The organism is Aeromonas rivuli, from assembly GCF_000820045.1.
Classification (GTDB): Bacteria; Pseudomonadota; Gammaproteobacteria; order Enterobacterales; family Aeromonadaceae; genus Aeromonas; species Aeromonas rivuli.
In genome coordinates this window covers 61,444-79,755 of the sequence record NZ_CDBJ01000100.1, presented here as the reverse complement: position 1 = coordinate 79,755, position 18,312 = coordinate 61,444, and the positions used below count along the sequence as shown (strand labels likewise).

At 60.3% G+C, this 18,312-nt stretch carries 19 protein-coding genes; 16 read left to right on the top strand and 3 right to left on the bottom strand.

Features of this window, described 5'->3' with window-relative positions; genetic code table 11:
* Positions 1-74 precede the first annotated feature (74 nt).
* From BN1130_RS20175 to BN1130_RS20160, 4 genes are all read left to right on the top strand, one after another.
* Positions 75-638, top strand: a complete 564-nt coding sequence (locus BN1130_RS20175; RefSeq protein ID WP_042044230.1) for an NnrU family protein — start codon at positions 75-77, stop codon at positions 636-638.
* A 117-nt stretch (positions 639-755) separates the two neighbouring features.
* Positions 756-1,295 carry a glutathione peroxidase gene (locus BN1130_RS20170; protein WP_042044229.1) on the top strand — a complete coding sequence of 180 codons (540 nt, stop codon included), beginning with the start codon at positions 756-758 and terminating at the stop codon, positions 1,293-1,295.
* A 70-nt stretch (positions 1,296-1,365) separates the two neighbouring features.
* Positions 1,366-2,301, top strand: a complete 936-nt coding sequence (locus BN1130_RS20165) for a LysR family transcriptional regulator (RefSeq protein WP_042044228.1) — start codon at positions 1,366-1,368, stop codon at positions 2,299-2,301.
* A 181-nt stretch (positions 2,302-2,482) separates the two neighbouring features.
* Positions 2,483-3,679, top strand: coding sequence for a NupC/NupG family nucleoside CNT transporter (locus BN1130_RS20160; RefSeq protein ID WP_042044227.1), 1,197 nt, complete (start codon positions 2,483-2,485; stop codon positions 3,677-3,679).
* A gap of 317 nt (positions 3,680-3,996) precedes the next feature.
* On the opposite strand, the gene arfB is transcribed toward BN1130_RS20160, so the two are convergent.
* Positions 3,997-4,413, bottom strand: coding sequence for an alternative ribosome rescue aminoacyl-tRNA hydrolase ArfB (gene arfB / locus BN1130_RS20155; protein WP_042044226.1), 417 nt, complete (start codon positions 4,411-4,413; stop codon positions 3,997-3,999).
* 202 nt (positions 4,414-4,615) lie between these two features.
* Between arfB and glnK the strand changes: the two genes are divergently transcribed.
* From glnK to BN1130_RS20125, 6 genes are all read left to right on the top strand, one after another.
* Positions 4,616-4,954 (top strand): P-II family nitrogen regulator, encoded by a 339-nt coding sequence (gene glnK, locus BN1130_RS20150; protein ID WP_005904813.1) that lies wholly within the window; start codon positions 4,616-4,618, stop codon positions 4,952-4,954.
* A 35-nt stretch (positions 4,955-4,989) separates the two neighbouring features.
* Entirely contained in the window at positions 4,990-6,231 is a 1,242-nt protein-coding gene (locus BN1130_RS20145) for an ammonium transporter AmtB (protein WP_042044224.1), read from the top strand.
* A gap of 179 nt (positions 6,232-6,410) precedes the next feature.
* On the top strand, positions 6,411-7,418 hold the full coding sequence (locus BN1130_RS20140) for a Fe(3+) ABC transporter substrate-binding protein (protein ID WP_042044411.1): 1,008 nt from the start codon (positions 6,411-6,413) through the stop codon (positions 7,416-7,418).
* 39 nt (positions 7,419-7,457) lie between these two features.
* Positions 7,458-9,083, top strand: a complete 1,626-nt coding sequence (locus tag BN1130_RS20135) for an ABC transporter permease (protein WP_042044223.1) — start codon at positions 7,458-7,460, stop codon at positions 9,081-9,083.
* A 51-nt stretch (positions 9,084-9,134) separates the two neighbouring features.
* Positions 9,135-10,163 carry an ABC transporter ATP-binding protein gene (locus BN1130_RS20130; protein WP_042044222.1) on the top strand — a complete coding sequence of 343 codons (1,029 nt, stop codon included), beginning with the start codon at positions 9,135-9,137 and terminating at the stop codon, positions 10,161-10,163.
* A 98-nt stretch (positions 10,164-10,261) separates the two neighbouring features.
* Complete coding sequence (locus tag BN1130_RS20125; RefSeq protein ID WP_042044221.1) at positions 10,262-11,167, top strand: Dyp-type peroxidase; 906 nt, start codon at positions 10,262-10,264, stop codon at positions 11,165-11,167.
* Positions 11,168-11,276: 109 nt separating this feature from the next.
* On the opposite strand, the gene argR is transcribed toward BN1130_RS20125, so the two are convergent.
* Positions 11,277-11,747 carry a transcriptional regulator ArgR gene (argR, locus tag BN1130_RS20120; RefSeq protein WP_005308670.1) on the bottom strand — a complete coding sequence of 157 codons (471 nt, stop codon included), beginning with the start codon at positions 11,745-11,747 and terminating at the stop codon, positions 11,277-11,279.
* A gap of 199 nt (positions 11,748-11,946) precedes the next feature.
* Here argR and BN1130_RS20115 point away from each other — a divergent pair, with 199 nt between their 5' ends.
* The 6 genes from BN1130_RS20115 (at position 11,947) to BN1130_RS23145 (ending at position 16,950) form a co-directional block, all read left to right on the top strand.
* Positions 11,947-12,687, top strand: a complete 741-nt coding sequence (locus BN1130_RS20115; protein WP_042044220.1) for an ATP-binding cassette domain-containing protein — start codon at positions 11,947-11,949, stop codon at positions 12,685-12,687.
* Between the two features lie 28 nt (positions 12,688-12,715).
* Positions 12,716-13,453, top strand: coding sequence for a transporter substrate-binding domain-containing protein (locus BN1130_RS20110; RefSeq protein ID WP_042044219.1), 738 nt, complete (start codon positions 12,716-12,718; stop codon positions 13,451-13,453).
* Between the two features lie 3 nt (positions 13,454-13,456).
* Positions 13,457-14,107, top strand: coding sequence for an arginine ABC transporter permease ArtQ (gene artQ / locus BN1130_RS20105; RefSeq protein WP_042044218.1), 651 nt, complete (start codon positions 13,457-13,459; stop codon positions 14,105-14,107).
* Between the two features lie 2 nt (positions 14,108-14,109).
* Entirely contained in the window at positions 14,110-14,772 is a 663-nt protein-coding gene (artM, locus tag BN1130_RS20100) for an arginine ABC transporter permease ArtM (RefSeq protein ID WP_042044217.1), read from the top strand.
* A 218-nt stretch (positions 14,773-14,990) separates the two neighbouring features.
* Positions 14,991-15,926 (top strand): malate dehydrogenase, encoded by a 936-nt coding sequence (gene mdh, locus BN1130_RS20095; protein WP_042044216.1) that lies wholly within the window; start codon positions 14,991-14,993, stop codon positions 15,924-15,926.
* A 475-nt stretch (positions 15,927-16,401) separates the two neighbouring features.
* Entirely contained in the window at positions 16,402-16,950 is a 549-nt protein-coding gene (locus BN1130_RS23145) for a tetratricopeptide repeat protein (RefSeq protein WP_198135322.1), read from the top strand.
* Positions 16,951-17,071: 121 nt separating this feature from the next.
* On the opposite strand, the gene hmpA is transcribed toward BN1130_RS23145, so the two are convergent.
* Positions 17,072-18,265 carry an NO-inducible flavohemoprotein gene (hmpA, locus tag BN1130_RS20085; protein WP_042044215.1) on the bottom strand — a complete coding sequence of 398 codons (1,194 nt, stop codon included), beginning with the start codon at positions 18,263-18,265 and terminating at the stop codon, positions 17,072-17,074.
* Between the last annotated feature and the right edge of the window lie 47 nt (positions 18,266-18,312).

Genomic DNA, 18,312 nt, shown 5'->3' with positions numbered 1-18,312 from the left:
GAGCCGACGGCTGTTTCTATAGGCCATCAGGCCCGTTTGCGTCATAGTGTTCCCAGACATTCAAGGAGGTCGCCATGCTATTGCTGATGCTGGGAGTGCTGCTGTTCGCCCTGGTGCATCTCTACCCCTGCTTTGCCCAGGCCCACAGGGTGCGGCTCAGAGCGCGTCTGGGGGAGAGTCGTTATAAGGGGATGTTTTCCCTGCTGCTGCTGGTCGCTATCGGCTGCATCGTGGCCGGTTGGCGCAGCCTCTACCCGATGCCGCTCTACTTCCCGCCCTCCTGGGGGCCGGCGGCCGTGCAGGGGCTGATGCCCCTGGCGATGATCCTGCTCTGCTCGGGCCAGGGGGCGAACCATTTCCGGCGCTGGTTGCGTCATCCCCAGCTGCTCGGTGTCCTGATCTGGAGTGGCGCTCACCTGCTGGTCAATGCCGAGGCCCGCTCTCTGATCCTGTTTGGCGGCCTGGGGCTCTGGGCGCTGGTCAGCATCATCTGGATATCGATCCGTGACTGGGGCAGGGTGGCGCGTCCCGAGGCAAGCTGGCAGGGGACGCTGACTAGCCTGGGTCTGGGCCTGGTGGCCACAGTGGTACTGATCTTCTGGGGGCACGGCTGGCTGACCGGCATGGCACTACGCTGAGTCATGGGTGGATTGAGCCAAAGCCCCGCCTGCTGCGTAGAGAGTTCAGAGGCTGACCATAACCACTGACCCACTCTTGGTGAGCAGCCCGGGGTCAGATGAAAAAAGGAGAAGAGCATGAAGGGAATCGCACTCATATTGCTGCTCTGGGGTCACTCTGCCCTGGCTGGCTGCCCCGACTATTTTGCCGGGGAGCAGCGCGAGCTCAACAGCACCCAGCGCCACAACCTGTGCCAGCTCACCCAAGGCAAGGTGGTGCTGGTGGTCAATACCGCCTCCTATTGCGGTTACACCAAACAGTTCAAGGGGTTGGAGGCACTCAACCAAGAGTATCGTGACCAGGGGTTGCTGATCCTCGGCTTCCCTTCCAATGACTTCCAGCAAGAAGCGGGGGAGGAGGGGGAGACGGCCGCAGTTTGCCAGCGGGACTATGGGGTCACTTTCCCCATGTTCAACCGGGTCTCGGTGCGTGGCGATCAGGCTATCCCTCTGTTCAAGGGACTGGCGCTGGCGGCCAGGGAGGCGCCAGCCTGGAATTTTCACAAGTATCTGATCGGACGGGATGGCCAGCTGTTGGCGAGTTATGGATCGCGCCAGCGCCCGGATGAGGATCCTCTGCTCGCGCAGCTACGGCAGGCACTCGCCGCTACCCCCTGAGCGGCGGCTCTGGAATAATGGTGCCCCGCTCCCTTGTTCAGGTCATATCGTGCTGCACCGACTCCCGCAAATGTTGATCTTCGATGCCCTGGTCCGCGAACAGGGCATCTCGGCCGCCGCCCGGCGGCTCGGCGTCTCCAAGTCCCACATCAGCAAGCAGCTGGCCCAGCTTGAGGCCGATCTCGGTGCCCAGCTGGTGCAGCGCACCACCCGCCGTTTCGCTCTGACCGAATTGGGGCAGGAGTATGCCCGCCACTGCCGCGCCCTGGTGGCGCAGGCGCAGGAGGCGGAGTCCATGGTGGCGGACAGACGCGGCAAGGTGAGTGGCGTACTGCATCTAGGGGTGGGTCAGTCGTTTGGCCGATTGCATGTGATCCCCCGCCTCAAGGCCTTCCAGCAGCGCTATCCCGAGTTGGAGCTGGAGGTTTCCCTGTTCGATCACCGAACCAATCTGGTGGATGAGGGACTGGATCTCTGGATCACCACCTATGAAGACAAGCCCCTGGGGCTGATAGGCCAGCGCCTGGCCGATATCGGCTTCGTGTTGGCGGCCTCCCCCGATTACCTGCTCGGCCACGGCACGCCGCTCACGCCGCGAGATCTGCTAGGTCACAACTGCATCACCTATCAGAGCCGGGAGCGACGCTATCAGGAGTGGCACTTTCGCAAGGAGAAGGAGCGCCAGAGCGTGCAGGTGGCGGGCAACTACAGGGTCGATCTGGCGGAGGCAGTACGCGACGCCGCGCTGGCCGGGCTGGGGGTGGCCTATATCGCCAACTATCTGCTCGACAAGGAGCTGCAATCGGGCGCCCTGATCCCGCTGCTGCCCGAGTGGCGTCCGAGCCAGAAGATGGCGGTCCATGCCGTGTATGCCCGCCGAGAACATCTGGATCCCAAGATCCGCCTCTTCATCGATTTCCTCAAAGAGGGATTCGGTACGCCACCCTATTGGCAACAGCGTCTGGCGCCCTGGTTGGGACAAGCATTGTCCGGCCTGGAGGAATGATTGTTTCCATGCGTAAACAGTTGTGGGTGGGAGCGAAATAAGACGAGGGGAATCAAGTGCTTGGATCCGGGTGGTTGGCGCAGAGGTGGTTGGTAACAGACTGATAACCTTGCTAGCTTGCAGTCATCAGGGGAGGGGGGCAGAATCCGCGCCCATCTGAAATCCCCCCGATGGAGTCCCCATGATAGCCCTGCTCGGCATGCTCTGCATACTGGCGCTCGCCACCCTCTGCTCTGACAATCGCCGTCGTATCCCACTGAGAACAGTGGGCGGTGCCCTCACCCTGCAGATCGTATTCGCCGCCTTGGTGCTCTGGCTTCCCGCCGGTCAGCGGGTATTGAATGCCGTCAGTGACAGCGTGAGCAGCGTCATCGGTTACGGCCAGGAGGGGATCGCCTTCCTGTTTGGGGACCTGGCCAAGTTCAAACTCGGCTTCATCTTTGCCTTCAATGTGCTGCCGGTCATCATCTTCTTCTCGGCGCTGATCGCTATCCTCTATCACATCGGCTTGATGACCAGGATCATCGCCCTGCTCGGCGGCGGTCTGCAAAAGCTGCTCGGCACTGGCCGGGCCGAGAGCCTCTCAGCCACCGCCAATATCTTCGTCGGCATGGTCGAGGCTCCGCTGGTGGTCAAACCTTACCTTGCCAAGATGTCCGACTCGCAATTCTTCGCGGTGATGAGCTGTGGCCTCGCTTCCGTGGCAGGCGGCACCCTGGTGGGGTATGCCAGCCTGGGGGTGGAGCTCAAGTATCTGATCGCGGCGGCCTTCATGTCTGCCCCGGCCGGTCTGGCCATGGCCAAGATATTGGTGCCGCCGGCAGCGGATGAACAGGATCATCATCAGGATGTGGAGATCCCTCGTGCGACCAACGTGATTGAAGCCGCCGCCGATGGTGCCATGTCAGGTCTGAATATTGCGGTCGCCGTGGGAGCCACGCTGCTGGCCTTCGTCGGTGTGATAGCCCTGCTCAACGGCTTGCTTGGCTGGGCCGGTGGCTTGCTGGGTTGGGAGCTGAGCTTCCAGCTGATCCTGGGCTGGCTGTTTGCCCCTGTCTCCTGGCTCATCGGTGTGCCCTGGGATCAGGCTCAGGCTGCTGGCGCTCTGATTGGCACCAAGGTCGTCATCAACGAATTCGTGGCGTTCATCGCGCTGGTGCAGGATCAGACCCTGGACCCGTCGAGCAAGGCCATCGTCACCTTCGCCCTGTGCGGTTTCGCCAACATCTCTTCCATGGCGATCCTGATCGGCGGCCTGGGATCCATGGTGCCGGAGCGCAAGGCGTTCATCTCTCGCTACGGCATGCGGGCCATACTGGCCGGGGTGCTCGCCAACCTGATGAGCGCCGCCCTGGCGGGTCTGTTCCTCGCTATCTGATTGACCCCCGAAGTTAGCACCTTCCGGTCATGGCCCGCCTCGGCGGGCCTTTTTGTTCCCGGATGTTGCCCATGTCATGAGGCGGGTTAGCCAGGGAGGAGGGCACAAAAAAAGCGCCCCAGGGAAGAGGCGCGAGAAAACAGATTGGAAGTGTCACATGGGTGCACGTGCATGGGTGATGTCCATCCAGGTACGCACTCATCATGCCCCCGCTCTTCTGAAGCACTTCTGAGAGTGGCCTTCATCTGATGTTCATCTTTTCGCCGCAAAGCCCTCTCTTTTGGAAGGGAGATCACTCCTCACTCAGCCAGCCTGTGTCAATCCAGGGCTATCTTGCCTCGTCCGGATTTGATGTCGCCCTTGCGCTTCTTGGCTTCGACTCGGCGGCGCTGGGAGCCCTTGGTCGGCTTGGTGGCTCGGCGGGCTTTGGGTCGCCAGGCGGCCTTGGTCAGCAGTTCCACCAGTCGGCTCATGGCCTCCTTGCGGTTCATGTCCTGGCTGCGATGGGTCTCGACCCGGATCAGGATGAAGCCGTCATGTACCCGGCTGTCACTGAGCCTGTCCAGCCCCTCTTTATAGAGTTCTGGCAGGCTGGGGGAGCCTCGGTAATCGAAGCGCAACCAGACCGCCGAGTCTGTCTTGTTGACGTGTTGCCCCCCGGCGCCCTGGGCGCGCATCGCCTGAAACTGCAACTCATGCCAGGGCAGGGTGACGTGTTCCGAGATGACTAGCATGGAGTGACTGAACCAATTTGGTGCATTTTTTAACCTTGTTTAAGGATGGTGCCTCATCGTGGGGCGCTCTGCTCCCCCTTGGAGAGTCTGCGGAGAGGGACTAGGCAGTGATTATTTTATCTTGTTGAAATATAACAATAAAAATTCTTGGCACAAGAATTGATTGCACTATATCGACACACCATGGATTGGGAGCAACCAGATGAAATTGATTACTGCGATTATCAAGCCCTTCAAGTTGGACGATGTGCGTGAAGCCATTGCCAATCTCGGCGTCGAGGGATTGACCGTCTCCGAGGTCAAAGGGTTCGGCCGTCAGAAGGGACATACCGAATTATACCGTGGCGCCGAGTATCAGGTCGACTTCCTGCCCAAGGTCAAGCTGGAGATTGCCACCATCAGCGACAACGTGGAGAGCGTGATCGAGGCGATCTGCAAGGCGGCCTACACCGGCAAGATTGGGGACGGCAAGATTTTCGTCTATGAGCTGCAGCAGGCGGTGCGGATCCGCACCGGCGAGACAGACGACGAAGCGCTGTGAGTCATTGGAATTAGGGAAGCTGTTAGGAGATTGTCATGGAAGAGTTAGCCAAGAGTGTCAGTGAGCTGCGTTTTGCGCTGGATACCTTTTATCTGTTGATGTCCGGGGTCCTGGTCATGTGGATGACCGCCGGTTTCGCCATGTTGGAAGCGGGCCTGGTGCGCGCCAAGAACACCACGGAGATACTGACCAAGAACGTCCTGCTCTATACCATCGCCTGCGTGATGTACCTGCTGATCGGTTACAACATCATGTACGTCGACAACGGTGCCGGTGGCTGGTTGCCGAGTGTTGGCACCTTGCTCGGTACTCAGGCCGAGGGGGCAAGTCACTCGCTCGAGTCTGATTTCTTCTTCCAGGTGGTGTTCGTGGCAACGGCGACCTCCATCGTCTCCGGCGCCGTGGCCGAGCGGATGAAACTCTGGTCTTTCTTGCTGTTCTGCGTGGTGATGACTGGGGTCATCTACCCGGTCGAGGGTTACTGGACCTGGGGTGGCGGCTTCTTGAAAGAGGCTGGCTTCTCCGACTTTGCCGGCTCTGGCATAGTGCACCTCGCGGGTGCCGCCGCCGCCCTGGCCGCCGTACTGGTACTGGGGGCGCGTCGTGGCAAATATGGCAAGAATGGCGAGATCTACCCCATCCCCGGCTCCAACCTGCCGTTGGCGACCCTGGGCACCCTGATCCTCTGGATGGGTTGGTTCGGCTTCAACGGTGGTTCGCAGTTGATGTTGTCCGATGCGGCCAACGCCAGTGCCATCGGCAAGGTGTTCGTCAACACCAACGCCGCCGCCGCCACCGGCGCCCTGGGCGCCCTGCTGGTGACCAAGCTGACTTGGGGCAAGGCTGACCTGACCATGGTATTGAACGGTGCGCTGGCCGGTCTGGTCGCCATCACGGCCGACCCTGCCTCACCCAGCCCGCTCTTTGCCAGCCTGATCGGTGTCCTGGCCGGTGGCCTGGTGGTTTATGCCATCGTCAGCTTCGACAAGCTGAAGATTGATGATCCGGTCGGTGCCTTGTCGGTGCACGGCGTCTGCGGTTTCTTCGGCCTGATGGTCGTGCCCTTCAGCAATGCAGCAACCACCTTTGGCGCTCAGTTGCTCGGTGCGGCTGTCATCTTCGGTTGGGTGTTCCTCGCATCTCTGGTGGTGTGGCTCCTGCTCAAGGCGACCCTGGGGATCCGGGTCAGCGAAGAGGAAGAGATGATGGGTGTCGATCTGCACGAGTGTGGTGTGGATGCTTATCCGGAGTTTGTGACGGTGAAAAGCAGCCATTAATTGACGGTTAACTCAGCTGAAAGGGCCGGATGGGATTCCATCCGGCCCTTTTATTTATCATTGAGTAAATTTGTGATGCAGATGCGGTAATCGGCTTGCGATATGGCAATTTCCTCAGGCAGAATGCAAACAACAATAATTCTCACTATTCGCGTTCATCCCAAGGAATTGACTCCATGATCAAGAAGACACTATTGGCGCTGGCATTGACGGCCATTTCTGCTCCCGCCGCCATGGCTGCACAGGAAGTAAATGTCTATTCGAACCGTCAGGATGAGCTGATCAAGCCCATCATCCAGCAGTTCGAAAAGGAGTCAGGGATCAAGGTCAATGTGGTCTTTGCCAAAGAGGGGCTCAACGAGCGCCTGGAGCGTGAAGGCAAGCTCTCCCCGGCGGATCTGATGCTGACCGTGGACATCAGCCGTCTGACCGATCTGGTCGACAAGGATCTGGTGCAACCGGTAGACAGCAAGCTGCTGCAGGAGAATATCCCGGCCGCCTACCGCGACCCGGATAATCGCTGGTTTGCCCTGACCACTCGCGTGCGGGCCATCTACTCCAGCAAAGAGCGTCTGGGCAAACTTGCCGAGATCAGCTACGAAGATCTGGTCAAGCCGGAATTCAAAGGCAAAATTTGTACCCGCAGCGGCAAGCATGAGTACAATGTCGCCCTGATCTCCTCCATGATCGTTCATCACGGCATGGCGGATACCAAGACCTGGCTGGAAGGGGTCAAGGCCAACCTGGCGCGCACGCCTCAGGGTAACGATCGGGATCAGGTCAAGGCGATCAAGGATGGCATCTGTGATGTCTCCCTGGGCAACAGCTACTACCTGGGCGCCATGCTCAAGGATCCGGAGCAGAAGGCCTGGGCTGAGGCGGTCGAGATCAACTTCCCGAATCAGACCAATCGTGGCGCCCACGTCAACGTGAGCGGTGTGGCCATGACCAAGTACGCCAAAAACAAGGTGCAAGCGCAGAAGTTGATGGAGTTCCTCTCCGGTGATCAGGCTCAGCACATGTATGCCGAGGTGAATGCCGAGTATCCGGTCAAGCCGGGTGTTGAGCCGTCCGCCATGGTCAAATCCTGGGGCAGCTTCAAGGTCGATGCCCTGCCGGTCAGCGACTATGCCAAGCACCGTAAGGATGCGCTGCAGCTGCTCGACGAAGTCAAGTTCGATCTGTAATCAGATGGGGCCAGGGGCCCCATCCATTTTTGTGGACTCATGAAAAAATTTGGTTGGATAGCCAGCGGCTGGGCCTGTGCCCTGCTGCTGGTTTTGCCCGTTCTGGCACTGCTGTTTTCTGCGCTCTCGGCGGATGGGGATCTGTTCGCCCATCTGGCCGATACCGTTCTCTCCACCTACCTCGTCAATACCCTGCTGCTGGTGCTGGGCGTCGTCTCGCTCAGCCTGCTGTTCGGGGTACCGACCGCCTGGCTGGTCGCCATGTGCCAGGTGCCGGGTCGCCGGGCCTTGCAGTGGGCGCTGATGCTGCCCATGGCCATGCCTTCCTACATCGTTGCCTACGTCTATACGGACTTGTTTGATTACTCCGGTCCGGTGCAGGCGGGGCTGCGCACCCTGTTCGACTGGCAGGGGCCTGGCGACTACTGGTTCCCGGCTATCCGCTCTCTCGGCGGGGCTGCCTGGGTGCTGGCCCTGGTGCTGTTCCCTTATGTCTATCTGCTGGCGCGAGCCTCCTTCCTGGAGCAGTCGGTCAGCCTGATCCACTCCAGTCGGCTGCTCGGCAGTTCGCCCTGGCAGAGCTTTCGCCGCATCAGTCTGCCCCTGGCCAGACCCGCCATCATGGTGGCCGTCTCCCTGGTGGCCATGGAGACCCTGGCTGACTTTGCGACCGTGCATTTCTTTGCCATCAATACCCTGACCACCGCCGTTTATGATACCTGGCTCGGCTATGGCAGCCTGGCCACGGCGGCCAAGCTCTCCTGCCTGATGTTGCTGGCGGTTGTCTTGCTGATCGCCTTTGAGCGCCGCTCCCGGAGCCGTCAGCAGGTCTTCCAGAAATCCATGGGCCATGAACCGCCGCTGCGCTACCCGCTCAAGGGAGGGCTGCGCTGGTTGGCCGGGCTCTGGTGCTGGGGCCTGGTACTGGCCGGTTTTGCCTTGCCATTCGCCATACTGCTCGACTACGGGGTGCGCTATTTTGCACTGTCATGGACTCCGGAGTTTGTGCGCTTCGCCGGTAACAGCCTGCTCATCTCGGCCCTGACGGCGCTGCTTGCCATGGGGGTGGCCCTGCTGCTCGGTTTCTTCCGCCGCCTCGATGGCGGGGTCAAGAGTCTGATCCCGCTGCGTCTTGCCGCCCTGGGCTATGCCATGCCGGGGACAGTGCTGGCCATCGGTGTGCTGGTGCCGCTCACGGCCCTGGATTTTGGCATCAACGATCTGGCCGAGTGGCTTGGGCTTCAGGGGCCAGGCCTGCTGCTGACCGGCACGCTCACCGCCATCGTGTTCGGCTATCTGGTGCGTTTCGTCGCCATTGCCATCGGTTCGGTGGAGAGCAGCCTCGGCAAGGTCTCCCCCAGTCTCGACATGGCGGCCCGCTCCCTGGGGCAGGGGGCGGGCGGTATGCTCAGACGGGTGCATTTGCCCCTGGTGCGACGGGGCCTGTTCGCCGGCGCCATGCTGGTCTTTATCGAATCGATGAAGGAGCTGCCCGCCGCCCTGCTGCTGCGGCCGTTCAACTTCGAGACCCTGGCGACCCATGTCTATCAGTTCGTCTCGGACGAGATGCTGGAGCGCGGGGCGCTTGGCGCCATCGTCATCGTACTGGTGGGCTTGCTGCCGCTCATCTGGGTCAACCGCAGCCTGGATAGCCAGGGCCATTGAGCCAATTTGAATGAGGTGCCCTGGCCACTCTCACACAAGAGGATTTGAGTCGTGTCTTGCTTGCAAATAGAGAAAGTGAGCTGCCGTTATAACGGTCATAACGTGTTGGAGCAGCTCTCCTTGTCAGTGGCTGACAACGAAATAGTTTGCTTGCTGGGGGCCAGTGGCTGCGGCAAGACCACGCTGCTCAAGGCCATCGCCGGCCTGCTGCCCCTGGCAGAGGGCGAGATCCGGCTCGGGGAGCATCTGCTGGAGGGTCCCGGGGTGAGCGTTCCTCCCGAGGCGCGCAACATCGGCATGATCTTTCAGGATTATGCCCTCTTTCCCCATCTGACCGTGGCCGAGAACATCGGCTTCGGCCTGGGAAGGCAAGCGCGCAGCGAGCGCCGCCAGACCGTGGAGGAGTCGCTCCAGCTGGTGAATCTGCAAGGGCTGGGGGAACGCTACCCTCATCAACTCTCCGGCGGCCAGCAGCAGCGTGTCGCCATCGCCCGGGCGCTGGTGTGCAAGCCGCGTCTCATGCTGCTCGACGAGCCCTTCTCCAACATTGATACCCAAGTGAGAATGAAGTTGATCCTGGAGATCCGTGCCTTGCTCAAGGGGCAGGGGATAGGGGCCGTCTTTGTCAGTCACAGCAAGGAGGAAGCGTTCGCCTTCGCCGATCGGCTGGCGCTGTTTCGCGCCGGTCACATCGAGCAGGTGGGCGAGCCGGAGCAGCTCTATCGTCGCCCGCAGAATCCCTTCGTGGCCGAGTTCCTCGGTGGCGTCAACTACCTGGCCGCCGAGGTGGTGGATGCCGATAGCGTACAGACCGCCATTGGCCTGATCCGCGGTAGCGAGCCCCATGGGCTGGCCCAGGGGGAGCGGCGTCAACTCATGCTCAGACCCCAGCAGCTGCAGCTTATTGGGGATGAAGAGGGGCCGCTCAGGGTGGTGGATCAGCAGTTTCTCGGCCATCACTGCCGGGTGCAGCTGGCCTGTGGCGAATTGACACTGGAGGCCAGTATCAGCGAACCCCTGATCCCCGCGCAGGCCAGGGTGCAGGTGGCGCCACACCCTCTGGTACTGTTCGCGCTCTGATGCGCCAAGGTGCCGGGTCACATCAAGGATCCCATCGGCCATTGCTTTATAATCAGGCGACTTTATGATCGACCAATGCTTACACATGGGAGAGATGAATGAATGCCCAAACCGGGATCTGCGCAGAGCCTAATCTGCATGCCCTCTATCTGATGTTCAACCGGGTCGGTGACAGTGCCGAATTGGTTCGCCGCCTCGCCAAGGTGCCAACGCTGTGGCAATCCGTCACCGCCGACTTTCCGGACGCCGGCTTCTCTGGTTTGCTGGCGGTGGGATCCGAAGCCTGGGATGGTCTCTATCCCATGGCGCGCCCTCCCCAGTTTCGCAGTTTCCTGGCCCAGGAGGCCAATGGCCAGCAGGCGCCCCATACCCCCTTCGATCTCTTCGTGCAACTGCGTGCCGACCGGGTCGATGTGCTGCATCATGCCGGTCAACGGCTGATGGCGCTGCTGGGTGGCCAGGTTGAGCTGGTGGAAGAGGTGCGGGGTTTCCGCAATCAGGATTGCCGTGACTTGACCGGTTTCGTCGATGGCACCGAGAATCCTCAGGATGAACACAGGGGAGAAGTGGCGCTGCTGGCCGGTGGCGAGTTTGCGGGTGGCTCTTATGTCCATGTGCAACGTTGGCTACATGCCATGAGCGACTGGGAGCGGCTGTCACTCAAAGAGCAAGAGGACATCATAGGCCGCACCAAGGTCGACAACCTGGAGTATGAGTCTGCCGCCAAACCACTCACGGCTCATATAAAGAGGGTCAATCTCAAGACCCCCAAAGGGGAGTCCATGGAGATACTGCGCCAGAGCATGCCCTGGGGCACCATGCGTGAGCAGGGGCTCTACTTCATCTCCTGTTGCCGCACCCCGCTGCACTTCAATGCCATGCTGGCCAGCATGTACAAGGGCGAGGGTGGCCACTTCGATCACCTGCTGCGCTTCACCCGCGCCGTGACCGGGGCTGCCTTCTTCGCCCCCTCGGTGGAGTTCCTGCAGGGCCAGGGACAATAAGCCCATCGAGGAGCATGCCGGCAAGGCATGAACAAAAATCCCGGCCGAGGCCGGGATTTTTCGTTCCATTGTTCGTTCAGGGAGCCCAGCCGTAGCTGAGCTTGCCGGATTACGGGGTCTGTTCGAACAGTTCGAGGGCGGAGAGGTATAGCTCTTCGATATCGGTATCGCTGGTCGGGGTGATGAAGATGGTGTCATCCCCGGCGATGGTGCCGAGGATCCCTTCGGCCTTGCCGAGGGAGTCGAGCAGGCGGGCGATCAGCTGGGCGGCACCGGGGCTGGTGTGGATGACCACCAGGGCGCCGTTGTGGTCGACATCCAGTACCAGGTTCTTGAGGGGGCTGGAGGTGGTGGGCACGCCGAGTTCGACCGGCAGGCAGTAGACCATCTCCATCTTGGCATTGCGGGTGCGAACGGCGCCGAAACGGCTCAGCATGCGCGATACCTTGGACTGGTTGATGTTTTCAAAACCCATCTCTTGCAGGGCCGTGACTATCTCTGCCTGGGAGCCAAATCTTTCTTCTTTCAGCAAGGCTTTAAAGGCCTTCGCCAGTTTTTCTTGCTTGTCGTTATGCTTCATCTTGGACTCACGAATGAGGGAGGGTGGCGGCCTGTGGTACGCAGGCGGCAGCTGTTCAGCATGGCCATTTTGCATTCGTATGCCTTTTTTGGCAAGGAACTGCGGTTTGTACTGCATATCGATGCAAGTTTAGCTTGCATATACCCATGTTGAGATTAAAATCAGGACGAAATTTTGAAAACTTATTCAATCGGGTTGTATGGGTATTGAATTAAACGCTATCGACAAGTCCTGGCACAAACAGCAGGTTCTGCAACAGGTATCCTTTTGCACCAATCCCGGCGAGACCTTGGTATTGCTGGGCCCAAGCGGTGCGGGCAAGAGCTCGTTGCTGCGCATGCTCAACCTGCTCGACACCCCGGATGCCGGTACTTTACGCATCGGCAAGAGTGAATTTTCTTTCCCGTCGACCCTCTCCAAGGGGGATTTTGCCCGCGAAGCCCAGGCGCTGCGTCGCAAAGTCGGCATGGTGTTCCAGCAATACAACCTCTGGCCCCATCTCACCGTGCTGGAAAACCTCATCGAGGCGCCCATCAAGGTGCTCGGCATGGGCAAGCAGGCGGCCATCGACAAGGCCGGCTACCTGCTGACCCAGTTGCAGCTCGCCGACAAGCGCGATGCCTGGCCGGCCCGGCTCTCCGGTGGCCAGCAGCAGCGTGTGGCCATCGCCCGTACCCTGATGATGGACCCCGAGGTCCTGCTGTTTGATGAGCCGACGGCGGCGCTGGATCCCGAGATAACCAAGGAGGTCGCCCAGATCATTCGTGGTCTCGCAAAGACCGGGATCACCCAGGTGGTGGTGACCCACGAGGTCGATTTCGCCCGCAAGGTGGCCAGCCAGGTGATCTACCTGGAGCGGGGTCAGATTGTGGAATCCGGCTCCGCCGAGATCTTCACCTCACCCCGAACCCGTCGTTTTGCCGAGTTTCTGAATCACTGAATCCCTTCATTTTGACAAGGACAATCACATGAAAAAGAGCATATTGCTGGCCGTGGCCATGGGACTGCTGAGCACGACCGTTGTGGCCAAAGAGATCAAATTTGTCACCGAGGCAACGTATGCCCCGTTCGAGTATCTGGATGACAAGAACGAGTTTCAGGGCTTCGACATCGACTTGGCCCGCGCCATCTGCGCGCAGGCCAAGCTGGAGTGCAGCTTCCATAACCAGGCGTTTGACAGCCTGATCCCCAGCCTCAAGTTCCATCGCTTCGATGCCGCCATCGCCGCCATGGACGTGACCCCGGAGCGTGCCGCCCAGGTCGATTTCTCCGACATTTATTACGAGAACTCCGCCGTATTCGTGGCCAAGAAGGATGCCTTCAAGGGCCCGGAAGAGCTGGTCGACAAGACGGTCGGCGTCCAGAACGGCAGTTCCCATCAGTCCTATCTGGTGGATAACTGGGTCAGCAAGGGCCTGCTCACCGTGCCTTACGCCAGCTATCAGAGCGCCTTCCTCGACATGATGAACGGTCGTACCGATGCCGTCTTTGCCGATACCGCCGTGGCCGCCGATTGGCTCAAACAGCACAAAGAGTATGTGGTGATGGGCAAGCCTGTGACCGATGCCAAGTACTTCGGCACGGGTTTTGGCATCGCCGTAGCCAAAGGCAATAAAGAGCTGCTGGCTCAGCTGAACAAGGGGCTGGCCGAGATCAAGGCCAATGGCACCTATCAGCAGATCTTTGACAAGTACTTCGCGCAGTAAGCCATGCTGAGTCTGCTGCTCGACGCAACCTGGATGACCCTGGGGCTGGCCCTGGCCTCTCTGGTTGGGGGTATGGTGCTGGCGCTGGCATTCAGCGCGGCTGAACTCAGCGGCAAGCCCTGGCTCGGCTGGCCCGTTGCCACCCTCACCACCCTGATCCGCGGCCTGCCCGAGCTGCTGGTGGTGCTGTTCATCTACTTTGGCTCGACCCAGGTGCTGTTCCTCATCACCGGGGAGTATGTGGAGTTCAGCCCCTTCGCTTGCGGTGTGCTGGCACTCTCTCTGTTGTTTGCCAGCTATGCCTGCCAGACCCTGCGCGGCGCCCTCAATGCGGTGCCGATCGGTCAGCGGCAGGCCGCCGAGGCGCTGGGATTGGGACGGGGGCGGACCTTCTTTCGCATCGTGCTGCCTCAGGCCTGGCGTCACGCCCTGCCCGGGCTGGGCAATCAGTGGCTGGTGCTGCTCAAGGATACCGCCCTGGTCTCCCTCATCGGGGTGAACGAGATGATGCGTCAGGCACAGATGGCGTCGGCCAGTACCTACCAGCCCTTCACCTGGTATGCCACGGCGGCCCTCATCTATTTGGCGATCAGTCTGGTCAGTGAATTCGGGCTCAAGCAGGCGTCCCGTTATAGCCGGCGCTACGGAGGTTAGGGATGCAAGACTATCTGATGACTCTGCTCGGTGGACTTGGTACCACCTTGCAGCTGACCGCCCTGAGCCTGCTGCTCGGGGTGGCCATGGCGGCCCTGATGACCTGGGTGTTGGAGCGCCGCATCCCGCTGGCGACTCAGCTGGTGCAACTGTGGGTGCTGGTGTTCACCGGTACCCCTCTGCTGATCCAGATTTTCCTTATCTATTACGGGCCCGGCCAGTTCGAGTGGCTCAAGAGCGGGCCACTCTGGCCCCTGCTCAAGCAACCCTGGTTCTGCGCCGTGTTGGCCCTTGGCTTCAATACGGCCGCCTATTCGACCCGCCTGTTCAAGGGGGCGCTGGAGGCCATTCCGGCGGGGGAGGTGGAAGCCTGTCGTGCCCTGGGCTTCACGCCGGGCCAAACCCTGTGGATGAAGGTGCGTCACGCCGCCCGTCGCCTGGTTCCTGCCTACTCCAACGAGGTGATCCTGGTCCTCAAGGGGAGCTCCCTTGCCAGCACCATCACCATCATGGATATCATGGGGCTGGCCCAGCGTCTCAATGCCCAGACCTATGACACCCTGGCGGTGTTTACCGTGGCGGGGGCCCTCTACCTCTGCATGAATGGTTTGTTAACAATTGGCTTTCGCTGGTGCGAGCGCCGAGCCCTGGCTTTCCAAGGCTAAACGCCAGATATTGACCCTCTGATGGAAGGAGAAACACAGAAAATCTGTGCTTCTCCTTCCACTTTTCATATTTCCCCCCCGCTTTCGGCGCTGGCTGTTCCGTAGCTCACAGAACGTGTTATCGCAACTGTTATCAGATTGTTTTTTAGGGGGGGATCCTTTAAGGTTGGGCGCACAACAAGAAACAACCTTAAACCTGCTTAAACATGGAGTTGATCATGAAAGTTGCCGTTCTGGGTGCCGCCGGTGGGATAGGCCAAGCCCTTGCCCTGTTGCTGAAGAATCGCCTGCCTGCTGGTTCCGAATTGAGCCTGTATGATATTGCCCCCGTGACCCCGGGTGTTGCCGTCGATCTGAGCCACATCCCGACTGACGTGAAAGTAAAAGGATTTTGTGGCGAAGACCCGAGCCCGGCTCTGGTTGGCGCCGATGTCGTGCTGATCTCCGCCGGTGTGGCGCGCAAGCCCGGCATGGATCGCTCCGATCTGTTCAACATCAACGCCGGTATCGTCAAGAACCTGGTCGAGAAGTGTGCCGCATCCTGCCCGCAGGCGCTGATCGGCATCATCACCAACCCGGTCAACACCACGGTCGCCATCGCCGCCGAAGTGTTGAAGAAAGCCGGTGTCTATGACAAGCGTCGCCTGTTCGGGATCACCACCCTGGACGTGATCCGTGCCGAGACCTTCGTGGCCGAGGCCAAGGGGCTGAACGTTGATAGAGTGCGCGTCAACGTCATTGGCGGCCACAGCGGCGTGACCATCTTGCCGCTGCTGTCCCAGATTGAGGGTGCCAACTTCTCTGCCGAGGAAGTGGCTGCCATGACCAAGCGCATCCAGAATGCCGGTACCGAAGTGGTTGAAGCCAAAGCCGGTGGCGGTTCAGCGACCCTCTCCATGGGTCAGGCGGCTTGCCGCTTCGGCCTCTCCCTCATCAAGGGTCTGCAGGGCGAAGCCAACGTCATCGAGTGCGCCTATGTGGAAGGCGATGGCGAGCACGCCAGCTTCTTCGCACAACCCATACTGCTGGGCAAGCACGGCGTCGAGACCATACTGGACTACGGCAAGCTGAGTGCCTTCGAGCAGGAAGCGATGGATGGCATGCTGGCCACCCTGAAAGCCGACATCCAGCTGGGCGTCGACTTCGTCAAGTAAGACGTATGACGGTTGAAAAGGGGAGCTCAGGCTCCCCTTTTGTCATCCTGGCGGCGGCCATTTTCCATCCGGATTTCATCCTGACTTAAGGGATTGCCCCTGTGGCCGATACAGGAGAGCAGCAGGAGAACCCATGATGAACCTCTTCCCCCTCATTATCTTTACGTGTTTGCTGGCCGCTCAGGCTGATGCAGAACCCATTGACACCGGTGCGACCGATCCCATGTTGGCGGCCGCATCTGTACCTGCGCCGGTGCCTGAACCAGTCAAGGGGGCGGTGCAGCCTGCCGAGATAGCTGCGGCATCCAACCCAGGGTTGCCGGCCACCCAGGCCAAGGCTGCCACGCCATCCGCTCTGCCCGGTGCGGGCCTGCCCCAGTGGCCGACACCCGCAGGCCAGGTGTCGGCGGCGCCCGCTACCCTGGTCGAAGTGGTAGATCCTGCGGTCCAGCTGCCCCCGGTCTCGGTGGCACCCCTGCAGGTTGTCCCCCTCTATCGTCAGGACGAGCTGCTCGACTGGATTGAACAGGGCCGTCACCTCAAACAGGTCAAGCAGGACAGGTGCCAGTTGACTCAGGACATAGAGGCGCGGGCCAATGTGATGAAGATCCCTTCCTACCAGTTTCTGTGGGGGGACATGCTGGCCTGGGGCGTGTGCGTGAAGCCCGATGCCGAGCAGGGGGTCAAGTACCTGTGGGCTGCGGCGGATCAAGGCCTGGCGCCCGCGCTGGAACAACTGGGCCGCTACTACTGGAAGGGGATATTGGTGCAGAAGGATCTGCTGCGTGCCGAGACCCTGATGCGGGAGGCGGCGAGCCAGGGTCTGCTCAAGGCGCAGTTGGAGTGGGTCGAAATGTTGCTGGCGGGACTCGGCAGCCCTCTCGATTATGAAGAAGCCTACCATTTGCTGCACGGGGCCGTGATTGGCGACAAGGCGCTCCATGGTCGGGCGGCCAGCCTGCTGTCGCGTCTTGCCGGTCGCATGCCCGCCAATGCCGTGGCGCGGGCCAAGGCCATGGGTTGATGCCTTTTGCCCAGTGATGAGAAGAGGGCCCCTGTTTGCAGCAGGGGCCCTCATTTTATGGGGAGGTCAGCCGCCGTGCCGTGCAGGCTGTTTCCCCTTCATTGGTATGGATAGCCGGTTGTTATAGATCTTGATGAGGGCCAAATACTTCGTAATGAAGGCGCTCGCCACTCACCCCGAGGGCCAGCAACTGCTGCTTGATACTGGCCATGAAGGGCAGGGGGCCACAGCAGTAGTAATGCGCGTCAACGGGCAACAACTCCTGCACCTGCGCCAATACCATGGTGCCGGTGAAGTCATAGTCCTCCCCCTGTTGATCCTGCTCGGTCGGGGCGCGATACCAGACCCGGCTGAGCAGTCGCTCATGTTGGCGAGACTTGGTATGAATATCCTGTTTGAAGCCATGCAGCGCGCCCTGCTCGCAGGCGTGGAGCCAGCGGATATCGGCGCCATGACCCATCGCCAGCAGCTGATTGAGCATGCTGAGCATGGGCGTCTGGCCCACACCGGCCGAGATGAGCACCACGGCCTGATCGGGCCTGGCCGTCAGTACGAAGTCCCCCGCCGGCGGCATCACCTCCAATCGATCCCCTTGCTGCAGTTTGTCATGGAGCAGATTGGAGACTTGTCCCCGGGACTCACGTTTGACGCTGATGCGGTAACTGTGCCCGTTGGGCGCATCGGAGAGGGAATATTGGCGGATCTCCTGATAGCTCAGGTCAGGATGCGCCAGCTTGAGGCTGAGGTACTGACCTGGTTGGAAGTCGAGGACGGGCAGCCCATCGACAGGCGTCAGGACAAAGGAGGTGATGGTGTCGCTCTCGGCTTGCTTGTGTGTGATGACGAAGGGGCGGCTACCCTGCCAGCCACCGGGCTGCTCGGCTTTCTCCTGGTAGATCTCGCTCTCCCGGCCGATAAAGATATTGGCCAGCACCCCGTAAGCCTTGCCCCAGGCGGTCAGTATCTCCTCGGTGACCGCTTCACCACCCAATTCTTTGAGGGTGGCCAGCAGATGACTACCCACAATGTGATATTGTGCTGGCTGGATCAGGAAACCCGTGTGTTTGTGAGCAATGCGTTCCACGGCGCCAGCGAGGGCACCCAGGTTGTCGATGTTTCGGGCATAGGCCGCCACGGCATTGAACAGTGCCAGCGGTTGGCCGCCACTGCGCTGATGGGCCAGGTTGAATACATCCTTGAGTTCGGGGTTATCGCGAAACATGCGCTGGTAAAAGTGCTCGGTCAGGGCAGGCCCGGCCGATTCGAGCAGGGGAATGGTGCTTTTGATGACGGCGATGGTGGCTTGATCTAACATAGGACCTCTCTAATTGAGCATTCAGAATGTCATTTAATAAGTGGCAT